Origin of the sequence: Mycobacterium intermedium (genome assembly GCF_002086275.1) — a bacterium.
In the GTDB taxonomy this organism is placed as follows: Bacteria; Actinomycetota; Actinomycetes; order Mycobacteriales; family Mycobacteriaceae; genus Mycobacterium; species Mycobacterium intermedium.
The window spans coordinates 1-24,315 of sequence record NZ_MVHT01000021.1 but is presented as its reverse complement, the minus strand read 5'-3'; the positions used below and the strand labels follow the sequence as shown (position 1 = coordinate 24,315).

The 24,315-nt window shown below is 66.2% G+C and carries 21 protein-coding genes and 1 pseudogene; 13 read left to right on the top strand and 9 right to left on the bottom strand.

Annotation, left to right across the window (positions count from 1 at the left end; all coding sequences use genetic code 11):
• The first annotated feature begins 16 nt into the window (after nt 1-16).
• Nucleotides 17-457 carry an Hsp20/alpha crystallin family protein gene (locus BST27_RS10060; RefSeq protein ID WP_069421687.1) on the top strand — a complete coding sequence of 147 codons (441 nt, stop codon included), beginning with the start codon at nt 17-19 and terminating at the stop codon, nt 455-457.
• A gap of 65 nt (nt 458-522) precedes the next feature.
• Here the strand turns inward: BST27_RS10060 and BST27_RS10055 are convergent, their stop codons facing one another.
• Nucleotides 523-1,269, bottom strand: a complete 747-nt coding sequence (locus tag BST27_RS10055) for an isocitrate lyase/PEP mutase family protein (RefSeq protein ID WP_069421688.1) — start codon at nt 1,267-1,269, stop codon at nt 523-525.
• 127 nt (nt 1,270-1,396) lie between these two features.
• On the opposite strand from BST27_RS10055, the gene BST27_RS10050 reads away from it, so the two are divergent.
• The 5 genes from BST27_RS10050 (at nt 1,397) to BST27_RS32355 (ending at nt 5,594) form a co-directional block, all read left to right on the top strand.
• On the top strand, nt 1,397-1,690 hold the full coding sequence (locus BST27_RS10050; protein WP_069421689.1) for a hypothetical protein: 294 nt from the start codon (nt 1,397-1,399) through the stop codon (nt 1,688-1,690).
• A gap of 82 nt (nt 1,691-1,772) precedes the next feature.
• Nucleotides 1,773-2,588, top strand: a complete 816-nt coding sequence (locus tag BST27_RS10045; protein WP_069421690.1) for a hypothetical protein — start codon at nt 1,773-1,775, stop codon at nt 2,586-2,588.
• Between the two features lie 62 nt (nt 2,589-2,650).
• On the top strand, nt 2,651-4,570 hold the full coding sequence (locus BST27_RS10040) for a fumarate reductase/succinate dehydrogenase flavoprotein subunit (RefSeq protein WP_069421691.1): 1,920 nt from the start codon (nt 2,651-2,653) through the stop codon (nt 4,568-4,570).
• Nucleotides 4,570-5,316 (top strand): succinate dehydrogenase/fumarate reductase iron-sulfur subunit, encoded by a 747-nt coding sequence (locus BST27_RS10035; RefSeq protein WP_069421692.1) that lies wholly within the window; start codon nt 4,570-4,572, stop codon nt 5,314-5,316. The genes BST27_RS10040 and BST27_RS10035 overlap by 1 nt, the downstream gene beginning before the upstream one ends.
• 116 nt (nt 5,317-5,432) lie before the next feature.
• A complete protein-coding gene (locus BST27_RS32355; protein ID WP_170062295.1) occupies nt 5,433-5,594 on the top strand; it encodes a hypothetical protein in 162 nt (53 codons plus the stop codon).
• A 1-nt stretch (nt 5,595) separates the two neighbouring features.
• On the opposite strand, the pseudogene BST27_RS10030 reads toward BST27_RS32355, so the two are convergent.
• Nucleotides 5,596-6,083: pseudogene (locus BST27_RS10030) on the bottom strand (flavin reductase family protein).
• Between the two features lie 56 nt (nt 6,084-6,139).
• Nucleotides 6,140-7,144 carry an isopenicillin N synthase family dioxygenase gene (locus BST27_RS10025; RefSeq protein ID WP_069421693.1) on the bottom strand — a complete coding sequence of 335 codons (1,005 nt, stop codon included), beginning with the start codon at nt 7,142-7,144 and terminating at the stop codon, nt 6,140-6,142.
• A 206-nt stretch (nt 7,145-7,350) separates the two neighbouring features.
• Here BST27_RS10025 and BST27_RS10020 point away from each other — a divergent pair, with 206 nt between their 5' ends.
• Nucleotides 7,351-9,186 (top strand): acyl-CoA dehydrogenase, encoded by a 1,836-nt coding sequence (locus tag BST27_RS10020; protein ID WP_069421694.1) that lies wholly within the window; start codon nt 7,351-7,353, stop codon nt 9,184-9,186.
• Between the two features lie 245 nt (nt 9,187-9,431).
• Here the strand turns inward: BST27_RS10020 and BST27_RS10015 are convergent, their stop codons facing one another.
• Nucleotides 9,432-10,754: an acetyl-CoA C-acetyltransferase gene (locus BST27_RS10015; protein WP_069421695.1), complete on the bottom strand. Its 1,323-nt coding sequence runs from the start codon at nt 10,752-10,754 to the stop codon at nt 9,432-9,434.
• A 122-nt stretch (nt 10,755-10,876) separates the two neighbouring features.
• Here BST27_RS10015 and BST27_RS10010 point away from each other — a divergent pair, with 122 nt between their 5' ends.
• Nucleotides 10,877-12,238, top strand: a complete 1,362-nt coding sequence (locus tag BST27_RS10010; protein ID WP_069421696.1) for a 3-oxoacyl-ACP reductase — start codon at nt 10,877-10,879, stop codon at nt 12,236-12,238.
• Between the two features lie 18 nt (nt 12,239-12,256).
• A complete protein-coding gene (locus BST27_RS10005; protein ID WP_069421697.1) occupies nt 12,257-13,099 on the top strand; it encodes a MaoC/PaaZ C-terminal domain-containing protein in 843 nt (280 codons plus the stop codon).
• 3 nt (nt 13,100-13,102) lie between these two features.
• On the opposite strand, the gene BST27_RS10000 is transcribed toward BST27_RS10005, so the two are convergent.
• Together BST27_RS10000 and BST27_RS09995 are read right to left on the bottom strand one after the other, a co-directional pair.
• Nucleotides 13,103-13,582, bottom strand: a complete 480-nt coding sequence (locus BST27_RS10000; protein ID WP_069421698.1) for a PE family protein — start codon at nt 13,580-13,582, stop codon at nt 13,103-13,105.
• 75 nt (nt 13,583-13,657) lie between these two features.
• Nucleotides 13,658-14,935, bottom strand: a complete 1,278-nt coding sequence (locus BST27_RS09995; protein ID WP_069421699.1) for a chloride channel protein — start codon at nt 14,933-14,935, stop codon at nt 13,658-13,660.
• Between the two features lie 131 nt (nt 14,936-15,066).
• On the opposite strand from BST27_RS09995, the gene BST27_RS09990 reads away from it, so the two are divergent.
• Nucleotides 15,067-15,393, top strand: coding sequence for a M15 family metallopeptidase (locus BST27_RS09990; RefSeq protein WP_372515516.1), 327 nt, complete (start codon nt 15,067-15,069; stop codon nt 15,391-15,393).
• Here the strand turns inward: BST27_RS09990 and BST27_RS09985 are convergent.
• Both BST27_RS09985 and BST27_RS09980 read right to left on the bottom strand, forming a co-directional pair.
• Complete coding sequence (locus BST27_RS09985; RefSeq protein ID WP_069421708.1) at nt 15,377-15,994, bottom strand: TetR/AcrR family transcriptional regulator; 618 nt, start codon at nt 15,992-15,994, stop codon at nt 15,377-15,379. The two genes, BST27_RS09990 and BST27_RS09985, sit on opposite strands and share 17 nt — an antisense overlap.
• An 86-nt stretch (nt 15,995-16,080) precedes the next feature.
• Entirely contained in the window at nt 16,081-17,271 is a 1,191-nt protein-coding gene (locus tag BST27_RS09980; RefSeq protein ID WP_069421700.1) for a glycoside hydrolase family 3 N-terminal domain-containing protein, read from the bottom strand.
• A gap of 76 nt (nt 17,272-17,347) precedes the next feature.
• On the opposite strand from BST27_RS09980, the gene BST27_RS09975 reads away from it, so the two are divergent.
• Genes BST27_RS09975 through BST27_RS09965 form a run of 3 tightly spaced genes read left to right on the top strand, consistent with a single transcriptional unit; the run spans nt 17,348 to nt 23,245 of the window.
• Nucleotides 17,348-17,521 (top strand): DUF2613 domain-containing protein, encoded by a 174-nt coding sequence (locus BST27_RS09975; protein WP_069421701.1) that lies wholly within the window; start codon nt 17,348-17,350, stop codon nt 17,519-17,521.
• Between the two features lie 58 nt (nt 17,522-17,579).
• Entirely contained in the window at nt 17,580-21,761 is a 4,182-nt protein-coding gene (locus tag BST27_RS09970; protein ID WP_069421702.1) for a DUF3367 domain-containing protein, read from the top strand.
• 44 nt (nt 21,762-21,805) lie between these two features.
• Nucleotides 21,806-23,245 carry a lipase maturation factor family protein gene (locus tag BST27_RS09965; RefSeq protein WP_069421703.1) on the top strand — a complete coding sequence of 480 codons (1,440 nt, stop codon included), beginning with the start codon at nt 21,806-21,808 and terminating at the stop codon, nt 23,243-23,245.
• 80 nt (nt 23,246-23,325) lie between these two features.
• Here BST27_RS09965 and BST27_RS34475 read toward each other — a convergent pair whose 3' ends face one another.
• The gene (locus tag BST27_RS34475) at nt 23,326-24,273 is read right to left on the bottom strand and encodes a PPW family C-terminal domain-containing PPE protein (protein WP_139805089.1); all 948 of its coding nucleotides are present in this window, start codon (nt 24,271-24,273) and stop codon (nt 23,326-23,328) included.
• Nucleotides 24,274-24,315 lie beyond the last annotated feature (42 nt).

Below are 24,315 nucleotides of genomic sequence, written 5' to 3'. Positions count from 1 at the left end.
GCAGGAGGAGATACTCATGAGCAATCTCGCACTTTGGACGCGTCCGGCGTGGGACACCGACCGCTGGCTGCGGGACTTCTTCGGACCCGCCGCCGCAGCGGACTGGAACAAGCCCATGAACGGCGCTTTCAGCCCCGCAGCGGAGATCGTCAAGGATGGCGATGACGCCGTCGTCCGCGTCGAACTGCCTGGCGTTGACGTCGAGAAGGACGTGAACGTCGAACTCGAGCGGGGGCGTCTGGTCATCCACGGCGAACACCGCGACGAGTACGCGGAAAACAAAGATGGGCGCACCTTGCGGGAGATCCGCTACGGATCGTTCCGTCGGTCGTTCCAGCTGCCCGAGCACGTCACCAGCGAAGCCATTTCGGCCTCGTACGACGCCGGCGTGCTAACCGTCCGAGTAAAGGGCGCGTACGCCGGATCGCAGAAGCAGCGCATCGCCATCACGAAGTAATCCGCGAAAAGACGCAAAGCCCCGGCACGCCCCACAGCATGTCGGGGGCTTTGCGTCTGTTGGGGTTAATGCCAGCGTTCGAGCAATTCGTTGGCCCGCGCCGCCAGGGCGTACTGCAGGTAGGGGCCGAAGCTGATCCGGGCCACGCCCAGCGCCGCGAACGAGGCGCGATCGCCCTGGTCCGGCAGGGCAATGGCGTTGATGGGCAGCGGCAACTCAGCGGCCAACCGGCGCAACGTATCCGGGTCATGCCGACCCACCGGGTACAACACGTCGGCGCCGGCGTCGGCCGCCTCCGTCAGCCGCGCCACGGCGCGCTCGATACGGTCCGCTTCGTCACCGTCCTGACGCAGAAACAGGTCGGTGCGGGCATTGATCACGACGTGCACCCCGGCGGCGTCGGCCGCCGAGCGCAAGGCCGCCACGAATTCGGCGTGTTCACCGGAAGACCTGAGCCGCTTTCCATCGGAGTGCACGGTGTCTTCGATGTTCAGCCCGACCGCACCCACGCTCAGGAGACCCTCGATCAACCGCGACGCGGGTAGCCCGTAACCCGATTCGATGTCCACCGACACCGGAACGTCCACGGCCGCAGTGATTTGAGCGACTCGCGCCAAGACGTCGTCGAAGTACATGCCCTCGCCGTCCGACTTGCCGATCGAATCGGCCAGCGGGTGGCTGCCCACCGTGAGAGCGGCGAAGCCGGCGGACGTTGCCAACCGTGCCGACCAGGCGTCCCACACCGTCGGCAGGACCACCGGATTACCCGGTTGATGCAGCTCTAGAAAGGCCGAGGCAAGCTCAGCAGTCATGTGATGGGTGCTTTCCGTTTAGCGCGCCGCGAATTGTTTCCGACGCTTGGCTCCGGGTGTGGATACTATCGAGGACGTACTGTGATCCATCACACCTGTCCAGTCAGCGAAGCCCAGGGAGCACACGTTGTCGGCCATTAGTGAACTTGCCGAATTGCACGACCTCATCGGTGGCCTGCGGCGGTGTGCGACCTCGCTGAAGTCGCGCTACGGCGACAACGCGGCGACGCGCCGCATCCTCATCGACATCGACCGGCTGCTCAGCGACGTCCAATTGCTCGACACCGATGTGTCGGAATTGGACCTGAGCCGGGTCACCGAACAGCACTCGGGCGAGAAGATCATCATCCCCGACACCGAGTACGACCGTGATTTCTGGCGCGACGTCGACGACGAGGGTGTCGGAGGTCACAGCAGGTAGCGAGGGGGAAGCCCCGCTAAATTGCGCCCTCTTCTTCTGTGTACCCTTCCACAGACAGCCCGTTCGAAGAGGAACACAGTAAATGAGCGCACCAACGGCGAGCCGTTCTGAGTCTGGCGTCTTTTCAGCTGCCCGGGCCAAGATTCCGGCGAAGACGCTACGCACCGACAAGTGGTGGTTGCAGCCGCTGCGGATCAACCTGGGGTTCGCCGCATTCGTCATCTACGCGACGGCGCGTGCCTTCCAGCAGGACCATTTCTACGTCGAGAAGTACCACTACCTGACGCCGTTCTACTCCCCGTGCGTCAGCAAGGGCTGCGGTGCGGCCAGTGAGTTCTGGCCCCAGATCTTCCCGGATGTCTGGTTCTTGCCGTATGCCGCGCTGTCGCTGCCGTTCCTGCTGCTGTTCCGGCTGACCTGCTACTACTACCGCGGCGCCTACTACCGCACGGTGTGGCAGTCACCAACGGCCTGCGCGGTGGCCGAGCCGCGGGTGCACTACACCGGCGAGACCAAATTCCCGCTGATCATCCAGAACACCCACCGGTACTTCTTCTACATCGCCGCGATCATCTCGGTGATCAACACCTACGACGCGATCCATGCGTTCCACGGGCCCAAGGGATTCGGGTTCGGCCTGGGCAACGTGATCCTGCTCGGCAACGTCATCATGCTGTGGGTCTACACACTGTCCTGCCACTCCTGCCGGCACGTCACCGGCGGGCGGCTCAAGCACTTCTCCAAACACCCTGTGCGGTACTGGTTCTGGGAGCAGATCAGCAAAATCAACACGCGACACAAGCTGTTTGCGTGGATCACGCTGGGCACGCTGATGCTCACCGACTTCTACATCATGTTGGTGTCCATCAACCCGGCTTTGGACGTCAGGTTCTACTGATCCCAGGGCAATTCACAAGTCTTATCGATTGCAGGAAAAATAGCTGAGCGAGCGAGGGTTTCATGGTTGAGGTCGAGCGGCACGCCTACGACGTAGTCGTGATCGGTGCCGGCGGCGCGGGTTTACGTGCGGTCATCGAAGCGCGCGAGCGCGGCCTGAAGGTCGCGGTGGTGTCAAAGTCGTTGTTCGGCAAGGCACACACGGTGATGGCCGAGGGCGGCTGCGCCGCTTCCATGGGCAACGCCAACCCGAAAGACAACTGGCAGACCCACTTTGGCGACACCATGCGGGGCGGCAAGTTCCTCAACAACTGGCGGATGGCCGAACTGCACGCCAAGGAGGCTCCCGACCGCGTCTGGGAGCTGGAAACCTACGGCGCACTTTTCGACCGCACCAAGGACGGCCGAATCAGCCAGCGCAACTTCGGTGGACACACCTATCCACGGCTCGCGCACGTCGGCGACCGCACCGGACTCGAACTCATTCGCACCATGCAGCAGAAGATCGTCTCGCTGCAGCAAGAGGATTTCGCCGAGTTCGGTGACTACGAGGCCCGGATCAGGGTATTCGCCGAGTGCACCATCACCGAACTGATCAAGGACGGTGACGCGATCGCCGGGGCGTTCGGCTACTGGCGGGAAAGCGGCAACTTCATCTTGTTCGAGGCGCCCGCGGTGGTATTGGCCACCGGCGGAATTGGCAAGTCGTTCAAGGTGACCTCGAATTCCTGGGAGTACACCGGCGACGGCCACGCGTTGGCGCTGCGCGCCGGCGCGACCTTGATCAACATGGAGTTCGTCCAGTTCCACCCGACGGGCATGGTGTGGCCGCCCAGCGTCAAGGGGATCCTGGTTACCGAGGGCGTCCGCGGGGACGGCGGCGTGCTGAAGAACTCGGACAACAAGCGCTTCATGTTCGACTACATCCCACCGGTGTTCAAAGGCCAGTACGCCGAAACCGAGCAAGAAGCCGACGCCTGGCTCAAGGACAACGACTCGGCCCGTCGCACACCAGATCTGCTGCCTCGCGACGAGGTTGCCCGCGCGATCAACTCCGAGGTCAAGGCCGGCCGCGGCAGCCCGCACGGGGGCGTCTACCTCGACATCGCTTCGCGGCTTACGCCGGAGGAGATCAAGCGCCGGTTGCCGTCGATGTACCACCAGTTCAAGGAGCTGGCCGGGGTCGACATCACCAAGGAGCCGATGGAAGTCGGACCAACCTGCCACTACGTGATGGGCGGTGTGGAGGTCGACGCCGACACCGGTGCGGCCAAGGTCCCCGGGCTGTTCGCCGCCGGTGAGTGCTCGGGCGGCATGCACGGGTCCAACCGGCTGGGCGGCAACTCGCTGTCCGACCTGCTGGTCTTCGGGCGCCGCGCGGGCCTGGGCGCCGCGGACTACGTGCGCGGGCTGAGCAGCCGGCCTTCGGTCTCGGAGGAAGCCGTCGAAGCCGCCGCCGAACTTGCCCTCAAGCCGTTCCAGGGGCCCACCGACGGCTCGGCCCCGGAGAACCCCTACACGCTGCAGTCGGACCTCCAGCACGTGATGAACGACCTGGTCGGCATCATCCGCAAGGAAGAGGAGATCACCCAGGCGCTGGCGCAGCTGAAGGAACTTCGGGAGCGCTACAAGCGAGTGGCGGTCGAGGGAGGTGGACGCCGCTACAACCCCGCCTGGAACCTCGCCATCGACCTGCGCAACATGCTGCTGGTCAGCGAATGTGTGGCCAAGGCGGCGCTGGAGCGCACTGAGAGCCGCGGCGGTCACACCCGTGACGATCACCCCGGCATGGATCCGTCCTGGCGCAAGACCCTGCTGGTGTGCCGGCTCGCCAAGGACAGCAGCGACGGTTCCCAGGTGGAAATCACCCACGAACCGCAAATTCCGATGCGGCCCGACTTGCTGGAGCTTTTCAAGCTCTCTGAGCTGGAGAAGTACTTCACCGCCGAAGAGCTGGCCGACCATTCCGAACGGAGAGCGTGATGGGCTACAACGCGAGCTTGCGCGTCTGGCGCGGCGACGAAACCGGGGGCGGGCTAGAAGATTTCACCGTCGAGGTGAACGAGGGCGAGGTGGTGCTCGACGTCATCCACCGCTTGCAGCAGACGCAGTCACCCGACCTCGCGGTGCGCTGGAACTGCAAGGCCGGCAAGTGTGGATCGTGTTCGGCGGAGATCAACGGCAAGCCGCGCCTGATGTGCATGACCCGGATGTCGACGTTCGCCGAGGACGAGGTCGTGACGGTCACTCCGATCCGGACGTTCCCGGTGATTCGTGACCTGGTGACCGACGTGTCGTTCAACTACGAGAAGGCGCGCGAGATCCCGTCTTTCACCCCACCCAAGGACCTTCAGCCCGGCGAATACCGGATGGCCCAGGTGGATGTGCAGCGGTCGCAGGAGTTCCGCAAGTGCATCGAATGCTTCTTGTGTCAGAACGTCTGCCACGTCATCCGCGACCACGACGAGAACAAGCAGGCCTTCGCGGGTCCGCGCTTCTTGATGCGGATCGCCGAGCTCGAGATGCACCCGCTGGACACGCTGGACCGGCGCGACCAGGCTCAGGAAGAGCACGGGCTCGGCTACTGCAACATCACCAAGTGCTGCACCGAGGTGTGCCCGGAGAACATCAAGATCACCGACAATGCGTTGATCCCGATGAAAGAGCGGGTTGCCGACCGCAAGTACGACCCGATCGTGTGGCTGGGCAACAAGCTGTTCCGACGCTGAGTCCAGTTCTCAGGTCAACCGGTTAGCCGGTCAACTCGGTGGGCGTGGGCCGAACAGTCCGCTGGCATTGCCGCCGGATGCGTTAAGCCCGCGGGGACTCCGGGTACTCACATCGGATGCTAGATCCCACCAGCATCGACGACATCAAACATGCGATCCACGAACTCTCGGTCCGTGCGGAACTGGCACGCAAGGAAGACCGCCAGGACGATGTGGACGAGTTGAATCGGCGCATCCAGGGCCTTCGCGAGAAGCTGAGCCAGCGCTCGCCGACGTAGCCTAGACGCCGAGCCGGCGAAACTCGCTCCGGTGGAAGACGATCGGGGCGACATCTGAATCGACCGTGACCTGTTGGACCCTCAGCACCACGATCGTGTGGTCGCCGGCCGGGATCAGTTGCTCGATCGCGCTTTCCAGCCACAGCCCGGTGCCCTTGATGAAGACGGCGCCCGTCTCGCTGGACACGGTTTCCAGACCGGCGAACCTGTCGCCGGTCTTGGCCGCCAGGGTGCGCACGGCCGCGTCGTGGGCCTCGCCCAACACGCTGATGCCCAGCATCGGCACGCTTTTCAGCTTCGGCCAGGTCGTCGAGGTGTTCTGTACGCAGAACGACACCAGCGGCGGTTCCAGGGACACGGGGACAAAGGTGCTGGCCGCCAGCCCCTCGCGTACCCCATTGACCTGGCCGCGATGGCCACCACCCCGGTGGGAAAGTGGCCAAAAGCCTCGCGCAGTGACGACGGCGTCAGATTGTTGTTCGAGTTCACGGAGTTGATCGCCCCTTGAGACGAGAACGGGATTCTCCCCTGACCCTACCTTGCCCCTAACCTGCCGAATATCCGTGGGCGGAGGCCACATCCGGATGCGCACGCAGCCGGCTTTTCCAGGCATTGCGACCGTAGACAGAGAAGATCGGGTCCGACGGGTCGTCCGCGCGCGTACCCCGACTGACCGCGCGGGAGGCCAGGTCCTCGGGCAGCGTCAGCACCGGTATTTGGGCGTCCAACCGAGGATTGAAGAAGTACGGGACCGAGATCCGCTCGCCGGACGCCTCGTGCAGCGTCACCCGATGCTCGGTGGCCCTGAGGTAACCGCCCGTCGCAACCTCAAGCAACTCACCGATGTTGACGACGAATGCCTCCGGGATCGGCGCGACGTCGACCCATTCGTCGGTGTCAGGCGGACGTACCTGCAAGCCGCGGCTGCCCGGCTCGGCCAACAGCAGCGTCAGCACGCCGGAATCGCGGTGCGCACCGACGCCCTGGGGACTGGCCGCGCGGGCCGGATACCGCACGATCTTGATCAACGTTGCGGGAGCGTCCGCGAAAGCCGCGTCGAAGACATCCGCTGGGCTGCCCAACGATGCCGCCCAATGGCGCAGCAGGGTGCGGGCCACCTTGGCGAGGGCGGCGTCCCACTCGGCGACGATGCCGGGTAGCTCAGGGAATCCGGCCGGCCACTGGTTGGGGCCCTGCAACCACAGGTAATCGGGCTTGTCGGGGCCACCGACCGGTGCACGCTCGGGCCCGATGTCGATCTGCTCGCGCCAGTCCACTTTCCCCTGGGTCAGCTCTCCGCCTAACCGGGTGTAGCCGCGGAAATGGGGACTGTGAATCATCGCGATGGCGTCTTTCTCCGACTGCGGCAGCGCGAACAGTCGACGCGCGGCCGCGAACACCTTCGCGGCGAGCTGGTCGGGCACCCCGTGACCTACCAGATAGAAGAACCCGACCTCGTGGGCCGCCTCGCGAAGGGTCTCGCGCAGTTGGCCGGGCGCGACCCCCAGGTCGACCACCGGGAGGGTGGTGATCCGACGCACAGTCGTCATTTGTCCATCATCGCCGCAGCTCAGCGGGCTTGCCAGGGATGCGATCAGCCCTATCCCAACCGGTTGGTTAGTTAGCTAGTGGAATGTAGCTCACACTTGCTTGCGTTGAAGTTACTGGTCGGTATATTTTTAGCACTGTTACTGGTGGGTAACTTAAGCAAGAAGTACCCAACCACAAGGTGGCATTCTCAACGAGGAGGAACGTAGTGAGCCACTACAAGAGCAACGTCCGCGACCAGGAATTCAACCTGTTCGAACTTTTCGGCGTTGACAAGGCACTCGGCCAAGGCGAATTCAGCGACCTGGACGTCGACACTGCCCGCGAAATGCTGTCCGAGGTTGCCCGGCTGGCCGAGGGACCTGTGGCCGCATCGTTCGTCGAGGGTGACCGCAATCCGCCGGTCTTCGACCCCAAGACCTTCTCGGTGACGATTCCGGAGGGCTTCAAGAAGTCCGTGCACGCCGTGATGGAAGCCGGTTGGGACAAGGCCGGCCTCGACGAGGCGCTCGGCGGCATGCCCATGCCCCGCGCGCTGATGTGGGCCCTGCACGAGCACATCCTGGGCGCCAACCCCGCAGTGTGGATGTACACCGGCGGCGCAGGCTTCGCCCAGATCCTCTACCACCTCGGCACCGAGGAGCAGAAGAAGTGGGCCGTGATCGCCGCCGAGCGTGGCTGGGGATCGACCATGGTGCTCACCGAGCCGGACGCCGGCTCGGACGTGGGCGCCGGCCGGACCAAGGCCATCCAGCAGGAAGACGGTTCGTGGCACATCGAGGGTGTCAAGCGGTTCATCACCTCCGCTGACTCCGGCGACATGTTCGAGAACATCTTCCACCTGGTGCTGGCCCGCCCCGAGGGCGCTGGTCCCGGCACCAAAGGCCTGTCCCTGTTCTTCGTGCCGAAGTTCCACTTCGACCCCGAGACCGGCGAGCTGGGCGAGCGTAACGGTGTGTTCGTCACCAACGTCGAGCACAAGATGGGTCTGAAGGTATCGACCACCTGCGAACTGTCCCTGGGCCAGCACGACGTGCCCGCCAAGGGCTGGCTGGTCGGCGAGGTCCACGACGGCATTGCGCAGATGTTCGAGGTCATCGAGCAGGCCCGCATGATGGTCGGCACCAAGGCCATCGCCACCCTGTCCACCGGCTACCTCAACGCGCTGGAATACGCCAAGTCACGCATCCAGGGCGCCGACCTGACCCAGATGACCGACAAGACCGCGCCGCGGGTGACCATCACCCACCACCCGGACGTACGCCGGTCGCTGATGACCCAGAAGGCTTACGCCGAGGGTCTGCGCGCCCTCTACCTCTACACCGCGACCTTCCAGGACGCGCCGGTGGCCGAGGCTGTGCACGGCGTCAACGCCGAGTTGGCGGCCAGGATCAACGACCTGCTGCTCCCGATCGTCAAGGGTGTCGGCTCCGAGCAGGCGTACGCCAAGCTCACCGAGAGCCTGCAGACCTTCGGTGGGTCCGGCTTCTTGCAGGACTACCCGATCGAGCAGTACATCCGTGACTCCAAGATCGACTCGCTGTACGAGGGCACCACCGCCATCCAGGCGCAGGACTTCTTCTTCCGGAAGATCGTCCGCGACAAGGGTGTGGCGCTGGCCCACGTGTCGAATGAGATTCAGCAGTTCGTCGACAGCGAATCCGGCAACGGGCGGCTGAAGAGCGAGCGCGCTCTGCTGGCCAAGGCATTGACCGATGTCCAGGCGATGGCGGCCAGCCTCACCGGCTACCTGATGGCCGCTCAGGAGGACGTCACCAGCCTCTACAAGGTGGGCCTGGGCTCGGTGCGGTTCCTGATGAGCGTCGGTGACCTGGTCATCGGCTGGTTGCTGCAGCGTCAGGCCGCAGTGGCCATCGAGGCGCTGGACGCCGGCGCCACCGGTAGCGAGCGGTCGTTCTACGAGGGCAAGATCGCGGTGGCGTCGTTCTTCGCGAAGAACTTCCTGCCTCTGCTGACCAGCACTCGTGAGGTGATCGAGACGCTCGACAACGAGATCATGGAGCTGGACGAGGCCGCCTTCTAGGGCTACTCAGAACCAAGCAAAGATCCCCCGTTTCCACGTTGAAACGGGGGATCTTTGCGTTATCGGCTAAACCGAAAAGACCGCCGCTGGATCCCCTCACTCCAGCGGCGGTCAGATCTAGGGATTGCCCCGCGTTGCCGTCGGGGTCGGGGGGTCAGACCACAACACGGGGCTATCCGGCCTGACGACTACCCACACACTCGAATCGCAAACCACCAATTCTGAAAACTTTCCTGTGAGCGCGGTCACGCTTCGAGGATCGCCGCGACGCCCTGACCACCTGCGGCACAGATCGAGATCAGACCCCGCACAGGTTTGTCGCCCTGCTGCTGCGCCTTCTTCTCGGCGATCTGCTTGGCCGTCTGAGCCAGAATGCGCCCGCCGGTAGCCGCGAAGGGGTGGCCGGCGGCCAACGACGAACCGTTGACGTTGAGCTTGGACCGGTCGATGGAGCCGAGCGCGGCGTCCAGGCCCAGCCGTTCCTTGCAGTAGTCCTCGGACTCCCAGGCCTGCAGGTGCGCCAGGACGACCGACGCAAAAGCCTCGTGGATCTCGTAGAAGTCGAAGTCCTGCAGGGTCAGGCCGTTGCGGGCCAGCAGCCGCGGCACCGCGTAGGTGGGTGCCATGAGCAGCCCGTCGCGCCCGTTGACGTAGTCCACCGCTGCCGTCTCGGAATCCACGAAGTAGGCCAGCGGCGTCAGCGAATGTGCCTCCGCCCACTCCTCGGTGGCCAGCAGCGCCACCGAGGCGCCGTCGGTCAGAGGAGTGGAGTTCCCCGCCGTCATGGTCGCGTCGCCGTTCTTCACTCCGAACACCGGGCGCAGCGTTGCGAGCTTCTCCACGCTGGCGTCGGGACGCAGGTTGTCGTCGCGGTACAGGCCCAGGAACGGCGTGACCAGGTCGTCGAAGAACCCCCGGTCGTAGGCGGCGGCCATGTTGCGGTGGCTGGCGACGGCCAATTCGTCTTGGTCGACGCGCTTGATGCCCATTTCCTTGGCGGTGATGGCGGCGTGCTCACCCATCGACAGCCCGGTACGCGGTTCGCTGTTGGCCGGGGCGTCAATGCCGATGTTGGCGGGCAGCGTGCCCACCAGCTTGAGGCGCTGCGCGTTGGACTTCGTGCGGCGCAGCTTCAGCAGCGTGCGGCGCAGGTCGTCGCCCAGCGCGATCGGCGCGTCGGAGGTGGTGTCCACCCCGCCGGCCGCGACCACGTCGAAACGGCCGGTTGCGATGCCGTCGGCGCCGATGGCCGCCGCCTGCAGACCGGTGCCGCAGGCTTGCTGGATGTCAAAGGCCGGGGTGTACGACGAGAGCTCGGAGCCCAGGACGCATTCCCGGATCAGGTTGAAGTCGCGGCTGTGCTTGAGCACGGCACCGCCGATCACCGCGTCGAGTCGCTCGCCGGCCAACCCGAAGCGGTCCACCAGGCCGCTCAGCGCGGCGGTGAACATGTCCTGGTTAGACGCCTCGGCATAGGCGCGGTCGGATCGTCCAAATGGGATCCGGTTGCCGCCGAGGACGGCGACTCTGCGCTTGGACGGGCTGTTCTGGGAACTTGCAGGGCTCAATTTCTCTCTCCGTTTGTCGCCGCTAGTTCGGGGGCTAATTTTGGGGTACCCGCCTCTGCACGCAATACTACTCACGGTTCTTACTCTGAAGTAAGTTCGTCCCTGACACGGAAGGCAACCCAGTGCCCACCAAACGCTCACCTGACCTGTTCTCCCAGGTGGTCAACTCCGGACCCGGATCGTTCCTGGCCAAGCAGCTCGGGCTTCCCCAACCCGAGCCACTGCGCCGGTACAGCCCCGACGAGCCGCCCTTGACCGGCTCGCTGCTGATCGGCGGCGAGGGTCGAGTGGTCGAGCCGCTGCGCGCCGCCCTGCACGACTACGACCAGGTGGCCAACAACCTGGGCGGCCGCTGGGCCGATTCGTTCGGCGGCCTGGTGTTCGACGCCACCGCCATCACCGAGCCGACCGGACTCAAGGCGTTGCACGACTTCTTCACACCCCTGCTGCGCAACCTGAACCACTGCGCGCGTCTGGTGGTTGTGGGTACCACGCCCGAAGCGGCGAGCAGCACCCACGAGCGGATCGCCCAGCGAGCGCTGGAAGGGTTCACCCGCTCGCTGGGCAAGGAAGTGCGCCGCGGTTCCACCGTGCAACTGGTGTACCTCGCCCCGGACGCCAAGCCGGCCGCGACCGGTCTGGAGTCGACGATGCGGTTCATCCTGTCGGCCAAGTCCGCGTTCGTCGACGGCCAGGTGTTCTACGTCGGCGCCGAAGACGCCACCCCGCCGGCCGACTGGGACCGGCCGTTGGACGGCAAGGTCGCCATCGTGACCGGGGCCGCCCGCGGCATCGGCAAGACAATCGCCGAGGTGTTCGCCCGCGACGGCGCTGCCGTCGTCGCGATCGACGTCGAGTCCGCAGAGGACGCCCTGGCCGAGACCGCCAACAACGTGGGCGGCACGCCGTTGTGGCTGGACGTCACCGCCGAGGATGCCGTCGACAAGATCACCGAGCATCTGCGCGACCACCACGGCGGCAAGGCCGACATCCTGGTCAACAACGCCGGGATTACCCGCGACAAACTGCTGGCCAACATGGACGACGCCCGGTGGAACTCGGTGCTGGCCGTGAACCTGCTTGCGCCCCTGCGCCTTACCGAGGGCTTGGTGGGCAACGGCACCATCGGCGAAGGCGGCCGGGTGATCGGGCTGTCCTCCATCGCCGGCATCGCCGGCAACCGTGGCCAGACCAACTACGCCACCACCAAAGCGGGCATGATCGGCATCACCCAAGCGCTGGCACCGGAACTGGCCAAGAAGAAGATCACCATCAACGCCGTCGCACCGGGCTTCATCGAGACCCAGATGACCGCAGCCATCCCGCTGGCCACCCGCGAGGCGGCCCGCCGGATGAGTTCGTTGTTGCAGGGCGGGCAGCCCGTCGACGTCGCAGAAACCATCGCGTACTTCGCCAGCCCCGCGTCGAACGCGCTGACCGGCAACGTGATTCGGGTCTGCGGCCAGGGCATGATCGGCGCATAACGGGGTAGGGAGAGTGCTGTGAATCAACCAAGCGGCCTGCGGAACATGCTGCGCGCAGCGGCGGGCGCATTGCCCCTGGTGCCCCGCAGCGACACGCTGCCCAACCGCACGGTCACCGTCGAGGAACTGCCGATCGACCACACGAACGTGGCGGCCTACGCGGCGGTCACCGGGCTGCGCTTCGGCAACAACGTCCCACTGACCTACCCGTTCGCGTTGACCTTCCCGTCGGTGATGTCACTGGTGACCAGTTTCGACTTCCCTTTCGCCGCAATGGGTGCGGTGCACATGGAGAACCACATCACCCAGTACCGGCCGATTGCCGTCACCGACACCGTGGGTGTGCGCGTGCATGCGGAAAACCTTCGTGAGCATCGCAAAGGCTTGCTGGTCGACATTGTGACCGACGTGAGCGTGGGCAAAGAGGACGCCTGGCACCAGGTGACGACGTTCCTGCATCAGCAACGGACCAGCCTGTCCGACGAGCCCAAGCCCCCGCCACAGAAGCAACCCAAGCCACCGCCACCCACGACGGTCCTGAAAATCACGCCCAGCCGGATCCGGCGCTACGCCTCGGTCAGTGGGGATCACAACCCGATCCACACCAATCCGATCGCGGCCAAGTTGTTCGGGTTTCCCACTGTGATTGCGCACGGAATGTTCAGCGCCGCCGCCGTATTGGCCAATATCGAGGGCCGGTTGCCGGATGCGGTGAAGTACTCGGTGCGGTTCGCCAAACCCGTCGTCCTGCCCGCGACCGCGGGCCTCTACGTCGACGAAAAAGAAGGCGGGTGGGATCTCACGCTGCGCCACGTCGGCAAGGGCTATCCGCACCTGACCGCGACGGTACGCCCGCTCTGAGGTTCAGAACGCTATGGGGAAGGTAATAGGGGCCCCAGCAACCACCTCAGAAAACAACAACGAGAATCGCGCAAAGGCGAACACCTGAACAATCAGGAAGGCGAGTAGCACCAGCGCTGAAAAAGCAAGATAGATGACCAGCGAGGCAGCGAAGGTATTCGCGGCGGTCGTGTAGTACGGCCCCACCGCATTCGACGCCGCCTGCAACAACCAGGCGAGCACCTCCTCGGCGCTGTCGTACGACGATGCGCTCGCAGTCAGCCTTTGCACGAACTGCTCTTGAAACGCCGCGGCGTCTCGGGCCACCGCCTGATAGGCCTGAGCGTGCTGGGAGAACAACTGCGCAATACCTGTTGACACCTCATCGGCGGCCGCGGGACTCACCGCAAGGGTCGCCGGCGCCGCGAGTCGATGTGCCTCGTCGAGCGAGTTCGCGATGTTGTTCAGGTCTCCCGCGGCCGCCAACAGGCTGTCCGGCGCCACGCTTAGGTGTGACATGTACCGAGCGTCACACCAGCCGGTGCGGCCGGCTGCAGTAGTGGACTACCTAATTCGCTCTCAACCCGCCCGGTGATCCAGTAGCGCTGGCCGACGCCCACTGACCAGCAGCTTCAACCAGTGCGCCCCGACCGCGGTGACCATGAACACGAACAGCATCCGGAGCGGCGGATGGGCGAGCTCCCAGACGAAGAGCGACGCCCATATCGGTGAACCCTGGGTGACGGCGAGTACTCCGGCGGCCGCGCACAGCGAGTTCACCGGCCCGTGCATGTGGGTGCCGAACGCGGCGTTGCTCGCCAATACCACCAGGGTTCCGGCGGCAGCGCCGGTAGCCAGTGACGGAGTGAGCAGGCCGCCCGCGCCGCCCGCCCGTAGAAACAGCGCGGTGAGCAGTGGTTTCAGGATCAGGAGCACGGCTGCCGACGATAGGGTCATGCCGGCGGTTCCCAGCGCGAGGCTGATCGTCAGGATGCTCTTGCCGTTGCCGGGCAGCTGGGGCCACCAGTGCGAACAGATGCCGGTGAGCAGACCCGCACCGGCCAGCGCTGGAATCAGCACCCAGGACCGGATCAGGGTGGCCGGGCGGGCCGCCGCCATGATCCGGTTGAATGCCCATCCGACCGCGAAAGCCAGCGGGGCAAGTGTCAGCGCCCGCGCGCTGAACAGATAGATCGATTCCGCACTGGGCCAAGATAATTCCGGCTCGTTGTGGGTGAGCACCGAACCGACCGCGGTGGCCAGGCTGGACGTGATCAACGCCGCGCCCACCGCGCGCAGCCGCCAGGTGTTCAGCAGGATCCGGAGGGTGAAAAGCGCCCCGGCCAGCGGGACCGCGTACACCGCGGCCAGACCGGCGCCCGCGGCGCACGCCAGCAGGATCTCCCGGTCTTCGGGCGTCAGCCGCTTCTGCCATGCGGTCGCCAAATCGCCTAGCACGGCCGCGAATTGGCGCGGTGCCCCTTCCCTGCCCAGCGAGGCGCCGGAGCCCACCAGAACCACCTGCAGCAGGGCGTCGATGCTCCAGGCCAGCCGTGGCACCCGCTCGTGCCGGGCGATGGTCCCGGCCAAGGGCGGCACGTTGGTCCGGCGCCGCAGCAGCCACCAGCCCAGCCCCGCTGACGCGGCACCGATCATGGGAGCCACCGCGCGCCGAACCGGACTGCTGCCGGCAATCCCCTCCAGCAGGGACCCGAACGAGTAGTGATAGGTGAAGTGCTCGACATAGCGCAGCAGGACCGTCGTCGCCAATCCGGCGACCCCCGCCAGCAGGCCGACGATGACTACCGCACAGAAGAAGTCGAGGTTGTGGCGCGGCGGTCGGGGCACTGGTTGAATCTAGCCCTATGCCCAGGCCCACCGGTATGGCACGCTGCGTCCTGGCGGTCCTGGTGGCCATGGCCGCGACTTGCGCTGGGCCCGTATATGTCACTGCGGCGCAGCCGGATTCCGTTGCGCCGGTTGACTTTGTGGCACTGGACGAGCTTGACCCCACGATCCTGCAGGACATTCGATACTTCACCGCGCACAATTTCACCGGGGATAGCGTGGCGGGCTACCGCGAGCCGATATGCATCCTCACCCGGGCTGCGGCCGAGGCACTGAGTCGGGCGCAGCGGCAGGCGCTTGAGCGCGGATACTCGTTGAAGGTCTACGACTGTTACCGGCCCCAGCGGGCGGTCGATGAATTCATTACGTGGGCAACCGATTTGGGTGATCAACGGATGAAAGCCGAGTTCTACCCCGACACCTATTTCGACTTCCCGGTCGAGCGGCGCGTCATCGCGCGGAGCTGACGTCCCGATCCGCGGGCGAGCCCTTGAGGCCGCGCCAGAACAGATTGATCATCATCTCTGCCGCCTCGTCGACGTCGGTCTCCCCGGTGCTGAGCCGGTTGGCCACCGCCTCGCCCGCGCCCACCAAAGCCACTGCCGTCATTTCGATCTCGGCGTCCGTCATCGGCTCCCGAGTGCCGGACCGCACCAAGCCCGCGACCAGCTCGATGATCTGCTCGCGGCCCTCGCGCACCGTTTGGGCGAACGCTTGGGAGCTGGTGGCCTGGGTGTACATGACGATCCACGACGCCCGGTTCTCGTCGATGTAACGCAAGAACGAGACGATGGTGTTGCGCAGCAGGTCCCTTGGGCTCTGGGTGACGTCGATGCTGTCGCGCACCGCCTCGATGAACCGGCTCATCTCCCGGTTCAGGCAAGCACCGAACAAGTCCTCCTTGGAGCCGTAGTACAGGTACAGCATCGGTTTGGAGATCTGCGCCTGCGCGGCGATCGCGTCCATCGAGGTCTCGTGATAGCCGTTGACCGAGAACATCTGCACCGCGGCGTCGAGCATCTGCTGCTCGCGGATGGCACGCGGTAGCCGCTTGGTACCACCTGCCATCACTGTCCCCTTTTTGGCCCGGCTGGGCGCCCTTTAGCTCGGCTATCTGAACCTAGGGTAAGCAATGCCGGAGCTGCGCACATGCGTTAGTGGGGGCAGGCTGCGCTGTTGCGTTTCATGGTCGCCACCCGAACCACCGAACGGTCGACGGCCTCGACCGGCAATTCACCGGCAGTCACCGCCTGTTCCAGCCGGTCCAACACCGCGGGCACCTCCTTGGTGCTCACCCACAGCGCGATGTCGCTGCCGGCCTGCAGGGTGCGCAACACCGCGTCGGTCACGCCGAACCGATCGGAGATCGCGGCCATGCTGGACACGTCGTCGCTGAAGACGGTGCCGTCAAACGCCGGCCCACCGTATCCGGTGCCGGTGCGCAGCAGGTCGATGGCGGGTCTACTCAGGCTGGCGGGGTCCGAACCGGTCAACCCGGGCACCTGCATGTGGCCGATCATCACCGCGACCGGGGTCTGGGTCAGCAGCGTCTTATAGGGCACCAGGTCGACGGCTATCAGGTCACTCAGCGGGGGCGTGGTGACACCCCCTTTGTGCGAGTCGCCGGAGCCGTGCCCGTGGCCGGGGAAATGCTTCAGCACCGGCAGCACGCCCGCCTCACGCAGGCCCTGCGCGTAGGCACCCGCGTAGGCGGTGACCTTTTCCGCCGTCGACCCGAAGGAGCGGTCCCCGATCACGGTGTCGTCGGGGTCGTCGGTGACGTCGACCACCGGCGCGAAATCGATGGTGATGCCCAGCTTGCGCATGGCCTCGCCGCGCTGGTGCGCCAGCGCTCGGACCTCGTCGACGCTCAGGGTGTTGGCCAGCACCCGCGGCGACGGCGACGTCCCGATCAGGGTCTTCAGTCGGGACACCCGCCCGCCTTCTTCGTCGACGCTGACCGCCAGCGGCAGCGGACCGGGGGTGTTGGTGATTTCGGTCAGCGCGCCGTTCTTGAGCATTTCCAGGTCGGTCCAACTGCCGATCATGATCCCGCCGATGTGGTGGTTGGTGGCCACAGCCTTGGCGTCGTCGGCGTTTTCCACCCCCACCATCAGCAACTGCGCGAGCTTGTCGCGCAGGTTCAGCGTCGCCGGGACCGCCCCCGGGTCGCCACAGAACGGCGCCCCACCGGCCGCGGTGGGCGTCGCGCTGGTCGCCGGCGGCTTGGACTCGCTCGTCGAGGAGGCGCCGGGTTTGGTGCCGCCGTCACTGCACGCTGCTACCAAAGCCGATGCGGCCGCTCCTGCAGCTAGAGCGAGTGCAAGTCTGCGCGGGAAGGACATTCGGTCATGCTGTCACGATGGTGCTCGGCGTTGAGCAGCAACCCGACCATCTGGCTCTTCTGCTAGGTTGACGCTTATGAATCGGATCGTCGCGCCCGTCGGAGCCAGCGTGGTCATCGGGCTGTTGCTGGGGGCGTTCGCGATCTTCGGGATCACCCTGCTGGTGGAACAGAACGAGAAGCCGCACGTTCCCCCGGGCGACCCGTCGTCGTCCATACTCAACCGGACCGAGTACGGCAGCCGCAGCTAGCCCGACGACGCAGGCACCTACGACGGAAGCTGCGCAAGACTCGAGGGCCTCAGGGACTATGCCGGTGTCCCGACGCTGGCTGTTGCTCGTCTTTGCGGTTGCTCTGACGCTGAGCTTCGCCCAAACACCCGGGCAGGTCTCCCCCGACACGAAACTCGACCTCACCGCCAACCCGCTGCGCTTCCTGGCCCGGGCGACCAACCTGTGGAACAGCGAACTACCGTTCGGCCAATCGCAGAACCAGGCCTACGGATACCTGTTTCCGCACGGCACGTTCTTCGCGGCAGGCCATCTGCTCGGCCTGCCCGGGTGGGTCATCCAGCGACTGTGGTGGGCGGTGCTGCTCGCGGCGGGTTTCTGGGGCGTGCTGCGGGTCGCCGAAGCCCTGGGGATAGGGACCGCGTCCTCGCGCGTGCTGGGCGCGGCGGCGTTTGCGCTGTCCCCGCGGGTGCTGACCACGCTGGGGTCGATCTCGTCCGAGACACTGCCGATGATGTTGGCGCCCTGGGTGCTGCTGCCGACGATCCTGGCGTTACGGGGAGGGTCGGGCCGCTCGGTGCGGGCGCTGGCTGCGCAGGCCGGCCTGGCGGTGGCGCTGATGGGCGCGGTGAACGCCATCGCGACGCTGGCCGGGTGCCTGCCTGCGGTGATCTGGTGGGCCTGCCATCGGCCCAATCGGTTGTGGTGGCGGTACACCGCGTGGTGGCTGTTGGCGCTGGTTCTGGCGATGCTGTGGTGGGTGGTCGCGCTGCTGATGCTGCGCGGGGTGAGCCCTCCGTTCCTGGACTTCATCGAGTCCTCCGGCGTCACGACGCAATGGTCGTCGCTGGTGGAGACGCTGCGTGGCGCCGACAGCTGGACACCGTTCGTGGCGCCCAACGCGACCGCGGGCGCGCCGCTGGTCACCGGATCGGTGGCGATCCTGGGGACCTGCCTGGTCGCGGCGGCCGGATTGGCCGGGCTGGCCAGCGCCGGGATGCCGGCCCGCGGCCGGTTGGTGACGATGCTCTTCGTCGGCGTGGTGCTGCTGGCCGTCGGCTACGGCGGCGGGCTGGGATCGCCGGTGGCCCACCAGGTCCAGCAGTTCCTGGACGCCGCCGGCACTCCCCTGCGCAACGTGCACAAGGTCGGTCCCGTGGTGCGGCTCCCGCTGGCGCTGGGCTTCGCGCAGTTGTTGGGCCGCGTGCCGCTGCCGGGGAGCGCACCGAGGTCGGTGTGGCTGAACGCGTTCGCCCACCCAGAGCGGGACAGGCGCGTAGCGGTCGGCATCGTCGCGCTCACCGCGCTGCTGGTCAGCACCTCGCTGGCCTGGAGCGGCCGGCTCACCCCACCCGGGACGTTCAGGGCGATTCCGGACTACTGGCACCAGGCCGCCGACTGGCTCACCGAACACAACACGGGCACGCCGGCACCGGGGCGGGTGTTGGTGGTGCCGGGCGCCCCGTTCGCCACCCAGATCTGGGGCAACAGCCACGACGAACCCCTGCAGGTGCTCGGCTCCAGCCCGTGGGGGGTGCGCGACTCGATCCCGCTGACCCCGCCGCAAACCATCCGGGCGCTGGATTCGGTGCAACGGCTGTTCGCCGCCGGGCGCCCATCACCCGGCTTGGCCGACACCCTTGCCCGCCAAGGGATTTCCTACCTGGTGCTACGCAATGACCTGGATCCGGAGACGTCGCGTTCGGCGCGGCCGATCCTGGTGCACCGGACCATCAGCGGTTCGCCGGGGCTGCTGAAGGTGGCCGAGTTCGGCGAACCCGTAGGCCCCGGTTCGCTCGAAGGCTTTGTCAACGACAGCGGTTTGCGGCCGCGCTATCCGGCAGTGGAGATCTACCGCGTCGACACCACCACCAACCCCGGCGCGCCGTACTTTGCCGACACCGACCAGCTGGCCCGGGTCACCGGGGGGCCGGAGGTGCTGCTGCGGCTGGACGAACGGCGACGGCTACTGCGCCAGCCGCCCCTGGGTCCGGTGGTGATGGCCGCCGACGCCCGCGCGGCCGGACTTCCTGCACCGCTGGTGACCGTTACCGATACCCCGGTGGCCCGCGAAACCGACTACGGCCGGGTCGACCAGCACTCGTCGGCCATCCGCGCGCCCGGCGACGCCCGGCATACCTTCAACCGCGTCCCGGACTATCCGGTCCCGGGCGCTGAGCTCGTGTACGGCGCTTGGAGCGGCGGCCGCATCACCGCGTCGAGTTCGTCATCGGATTCCATCACCATGCCCGACGTCGCACCGGCCACCTCTCCCACCGCCGCGATCGACGGCGACTCGGCGACCGCCTGGGTATCCAACGCCCTGCAAGCCGCCGTCGGACAGTGGCTGCACATCGACTTCGACCGCCCGGTGGCCGATGCCGTCATCACCCTGACCCCCAGCGCCACCGCCGTCGGCGCGCAGGTCAGCCGCATCGAGGTCGAGACCGCCAACGGCAGCACCACGCTGCGGGTCGACGAACCCGGAGAGCCGCTCACCGCCCCGCTGCCCTACGGAGAAAGTTCTTGGGTGCGGATCACCGCGGTCGCCACCGACGACGGGTCGGCGGGTGTGCAGTTTGCCATCACCGACCTGGCGATCACGCAGTACGACGCGTCCGGATTCGCCCATCCCGTCCAACTGCGGCACACCGTGCGGGTCCCCGGGCCGCCTGCGCAGGCGGCGATCTCGGGCTGGGATCTGGGCTCGGAACTACTAGGCCGGCCGGGGTGTGTGGCGGGGCCGGACAGCATGCGCTGCGCGGCGTCGATGGCGCTGGCCGCCGAAGAATCGGTCAACCTCAGCCGCACACTGACCGTGCCAGCCCCGGTGTCGGTGACCCCGACGGTATGGGTGCGTCCGCGTCAGGGCCCCAAGCTGGCCGACCTGATCGCGCAGCCGGGCACCACCCGCGCAAGCGGGGATTCCGACCTGATCGAAGTGCTGGGTTCGGCGTATGCGGCCACCGATGGCGACCCGGCGACCTCCTGGACGGCGCCGCAGCGGGTGGTGCAGCACAAGACCCCGCCGACGCTGACCCTGACGCTGCCGCGGGCCACCGAGGTCACCGGGCTGCGTCTGGTTCCGAGCCGTTCGCCGGTGCCGGCCCGTCCGACCATGGTGGCCATCGACCTGGGTGACGGGCCGCAGGTGCGTGAGTTGCGAGACGACGGGGTGCAGACCCTGGCGCTACATCCCCGGGTCACCGACACCGTCACCGTCAGCCTGCTCGACTGGAAGGACATCATCGACCGCAACGCGCTGGGCTTCGACCAGCTCAAGCCGCCGGGACTGGCCGAAATCAGCGCACTGGGGGCGGACGGCAAACCGGTCGCGGCAGCCGATGCCGCCCGCAACCGGGGGCGTGAGGTGTTCGTGGACTGCGACCACGGCCCGGTCATCGCCGCGGCCGGCAGGTTCGTGCACACCTCGATCCGGACCACCGCCGGAGCGCTGCTGGACGGTGAACCGGTCGCCGCGACCGTTTGCGAAAAGGAGCCGATCGCGCTGCCGGAAGGCCAGCAGGAGTTGCTGATCAGCCCCGGACCCGCCTTCATCGTCGACGGGGCCCAGCTGACCGTGCTGGGAAGCCCCGAATTGCCCAGCGCGACACCGCTTCCCGCATCGACCGGCGACTGGGGGCCGGCCCGACGCGAAATCCGCGCGCCGGCGGCGGACCGGTCGCGGGTGCTGGTCATCCCGGAGAGCATCAACCCCGGCTGGGTTGCCCGGACCAGTTCCGGTGCCCGGCTGACACCGGTCGCCGTCAACGGCTGGCAACAGGGGTGGGTGGTACCCGCCGGAGACCCCGGCACCATCACGCTGACGTTCACCTCGAACTCTGTGTATCGGGGCGGTATGGCGGTGGGGTTGGCGCTGCTGCCGCTGCTGGCGTTCCTGGCCTTATGGCGGACGCGGCGTCGGGTCGACGATCCGCCAGCACAGCCCTGGCCCTCCGGGCCCTGGGTTGCGGTCCCACTACTGGGCGCCGGGGCGCTGATCTCCGGCATCGCCGGCGTCGTGGTCGTCGGCGCCGTGCTGGGTCTGCGGTACGCGCTGCGGCACCACCAGCGGCGGCGCGACGGGTGGACGATCGGGCTCAGCGCGGGCGGACTGATCATCTCCGGGGCACTGTTGTCCCGTCACCCCTGGCACTCGGTCGACGGCTACGCCGGGCACTCGCCGATTGTCCAACTGCTGGCCATGATTTCGCTGGCCGCGGTGGGCGCCTCCACCATGCGCATGCCGAGTCGGGATTGATCGGGTATTGGCTACCGGTGCGGTGACTGCTTGACTGGTTAAGCGTGGCATGGATCTCGGCACCCGAATACTGGCTCGGCAGACTGGTGCTCGAACGCGGCGTCGCGGCGATCTATCTGATCGCGTTCATCGCGGCGGCCCGCCAGTTCCGGCCACTGATCGGCGAGCGCGGAATGCTGCCGGTGCCAGGCTATTTGGCGGGCCGGTCGTTCTGGCGGACGCCGAGCATCTTCCATTTCCGCTATTCCGACCGACTGTTCGCGACGGTCTCCTGGTTTGGCGCGGCACTGTCGGCGGCGATGGTGGCCGGTCTGGCCGATTTGGCGCCGTTGTGGGCGGCGATGCTGATGTGGCTGACGCTGTGGGTGCTGTATTTGTCGATCGTCAACGTGGGCCAGACCTGGTACGGGTTCGGGTGGGAGTCACTGCTGCTCGAAGCCGGGTTCCTGATGATGTTTCTGGGCAACTCCGCCGTGGCGCCGCCGCTGTTGACGTTGTTGTTGGCGCGCTGGCTGCTGTTTCGGGTGGAGTTCGGTGCCGGGTTGATCAAGATGCGCGGCGACCGCTGCTGGCGCGATCTGACGTGTCTGTACTACCACCACGAAACCCAGCCGATGCCGGGTCCGTTGAGCTGGTTCTTCCACCATCTGCCCAAGCCGCTGCATCGAATCGAGGTGGCCGGCAACCACTTCGCCCAGCTCGTCGTTCCGTTCGGCCTCTTCGCCCCGCAGCCGGTGGCCGGCATTGCCGCGGCGATCATCGTCGTCACCCAGCTGTGGCTGGTTACGTCAGGCAACTTCTCGTGGCTCAATTGGCTGACCATCTTGCTGGCGTTCAGCGCAATCGATCAGCGGTCGGCCGAAGTGCTGCTGCCGGCGCCGGTACACGTTCCGGTTTTTCCCGGCGCGCCAGCGTGGTTCGCCGTCCTGGTGATCGCCTTCACGGCCTTGATGCTCTTCCTGAGCTACTGGCCGGTGCGCAACATGCTGTCGGCTCGGCAGCGAATGAACATGTCGTTCAACTCCTTTCACCTTTGCAACACCTACGGTGCATTCGGCAGCATCTGCAGAATCCGCCAGGAAGTGGTCATCGAGGGCACCGACGAGGCGGTGATCAGCGACGAGACGGTATGGAAGGAATACGAATTCAAAGGAAAGCCGACCGATGTGCGTCGGATGCCCCGCCAATTCGCGCCCTACCATCTGCGACTGGACTGGCTCATGTGGTTCGCCGCGATCTCGCCCGGCTATGCGTTGTCCTGGATGACGCCGTTTCTGACACGCCTGCTGCGAAATGACCCGGCGACCTTACGGCTGTTGCGGCACAATCCTTTTCCGGACGAGCCGCCGCGGTATGTGCGCGCCCAGTTGTACAAGTACCGCTTCACCACCTTTGCGGAGCTGCGGCGGGATCACGCGTGGTGGCATCGCACCCTGATCGGCAGCTACGTGCCCCCGGTGTCGCTGCGGTCGTCAGCTAGATGAAGAAGCCGCCTGGTCGCTGCTCAGCTTGAATCCACCCGAAAGCATGGGGCTGTATCGAAATACTACTCCCGCAATGCCTTTCATTCACTGTCAGTCGCCCAGGTATCTGGGAGCATGGGCACTGTTGGGCCCGCGCCGAAAACATCGGCGTCCAGGGCGGCCAGCCCTGCTGGACGAACACTGGTCACGCCCAAGGTGCCGGCGAAACCCATTGGCCCCGAGCCTCTTACTTCCGGCTGCACCGAGGGCGCTGCGGCGCGCGATTCCAATTCGCCGTCGACTTCCAGGTATTCGTAGCGACGACCGCGGTCTATGGTCGTTGACTGGCGCCGACCGGGGAGCACCCGTGGCTGCCGAGCCGCCTCCGGCGCGGCGGCCGCGGCGGCCGAATCCGAAGCCTCCTGGTCGGCCGCGATGCGGGCACCCATCTTGGGACCGAAGCCGGAACCGGGACCGCCCACCAGATATGCGAAACCCTCCACCGCGGGCAGCGGCGTGGGCGGGGCGGATGTCGGGACGTGAGTGGGAACGGCCGGTGCGACCGACGGCGTCGGCGTGGGCGTCGGTGACGGGGCCAGCACGGGGGCGGCCAAAACGGCAGCCGGCGGCGGCAATTGCGTCGTCTCGACGCCGGGAGCAGGAACTGATGGCGTGACCGGTTGCACAATGCCGGCCAAACCCGCCAAACCGGCCGTACCCGCCAAATTGGTGACGGCCAGATTGAGAACGGACGGCAGCAGTAGTGGCGCTATCTGAACGATGAAGCGCAGCGTCCGCAGCGTCCAGTTGACGGCACGATAGGTCTGCCATGCCATGAAGTAGGACACCAACACGGGCCAGTTGGCCGGATTCGTCAGCAGTTGCGGGATATTCGATTGCAGGTAGGCCAGTGCTTGTTGGTTGCCGTTGAAGAAGTTGGGCAGATTCTGCAGGTACTGCAGGGGATTCCAGTTGGGTTGTCCCTGACCGGGTATGTTCGCCCCGTCGGCGCCAAAGATCATCGTCCATATTTCGGCCGGCGTGGGCAACGTCCAACAGGAGTGGGAGGGTATCGCCGCCACCAGCTACGC

Excerpts from the sequence above, each read along its gene's own strand:
- BST27_RS10060 (WP_069421687.1), top strand. The coding sequence starts at position 17 with ATGAGCAATCTCGCACTTTGGACGCGTCCGGCGTGGGACACCGACCGC.
- BST27_RS10055 (WP_069421688.1), bottom strand. The coding sequence starts at position 1,269 with ATGACTGCTGAGCTTGCCTCGGCCTTTCTAGAGCTGCATCAACCGGGT.
- BST27_RS10045 (WP_069421690.1), top strand. The coding sequence starts at position 1,773 with ATGAGCGCACCAACGGCGAGCCGTTCTGAGTCTGGCGTCTTTTCAGCT.
- BST27_RS10040 (WP_069421691.1), top strand. The coding sequence starts at position 2,651 with ATGGTTGAGGTCGAGCGGCACGCCTACGACGTAGTCGTGATCGGTGCC.
- BST27_RS10035 (WP_069421692.1), top strand. The coding sequence starts at position 4,570 with ATGGGCTACAACGCGAGCTTGCGCGTCTGGCGCGGCGACGAAACCGGG.
- BST27_RS32355 (WP_170062295.1), top strand. The coding sequence starts at position 5,433 with ATGCTAGATCCCACCAGCATCGACGACATCAAACATGCGATCCACGAA.
- BST27_RS10025 (WP_069421693.1), bottom strand. The coding sequence starts at position 7,144 with ATGACGACTGTGCGTCGGATCACCACCCTCCCGGTGGTCGACCTGGGG.
- BST27_RS09985 (WP_069421708.1), bottom strand. The coding sequence starts at position 15,994 with ATGGCAGGTGGTACCAAGCGGCTACCGCGTGCCATCCGCGAGCAGCAG.
- BST27_RS09980 (WP_069421700.1), bottom strand. The coding sequence starts at position 17,271 with ATGTCCTTCCCGCGCAGACTTGCACTCGCTCTAGCTGCAGGAGCGGCC.
- BST27_RS09975 (WP_069421701.1), top strand. The coding sequence starts at position 17,348 with ATGAATCGGATCGTCGCGCCCGTCGGAGCCAGCGTGGTCATCGGGCTG.
- BST27_RS09970 (WP_069421702.1), top strand. The coding sequence starts at position 17,580 with ATGCCGGTGTCCCGACGCTGGCTGTTGCTCGTCTTTGCGGTTGCTCTG.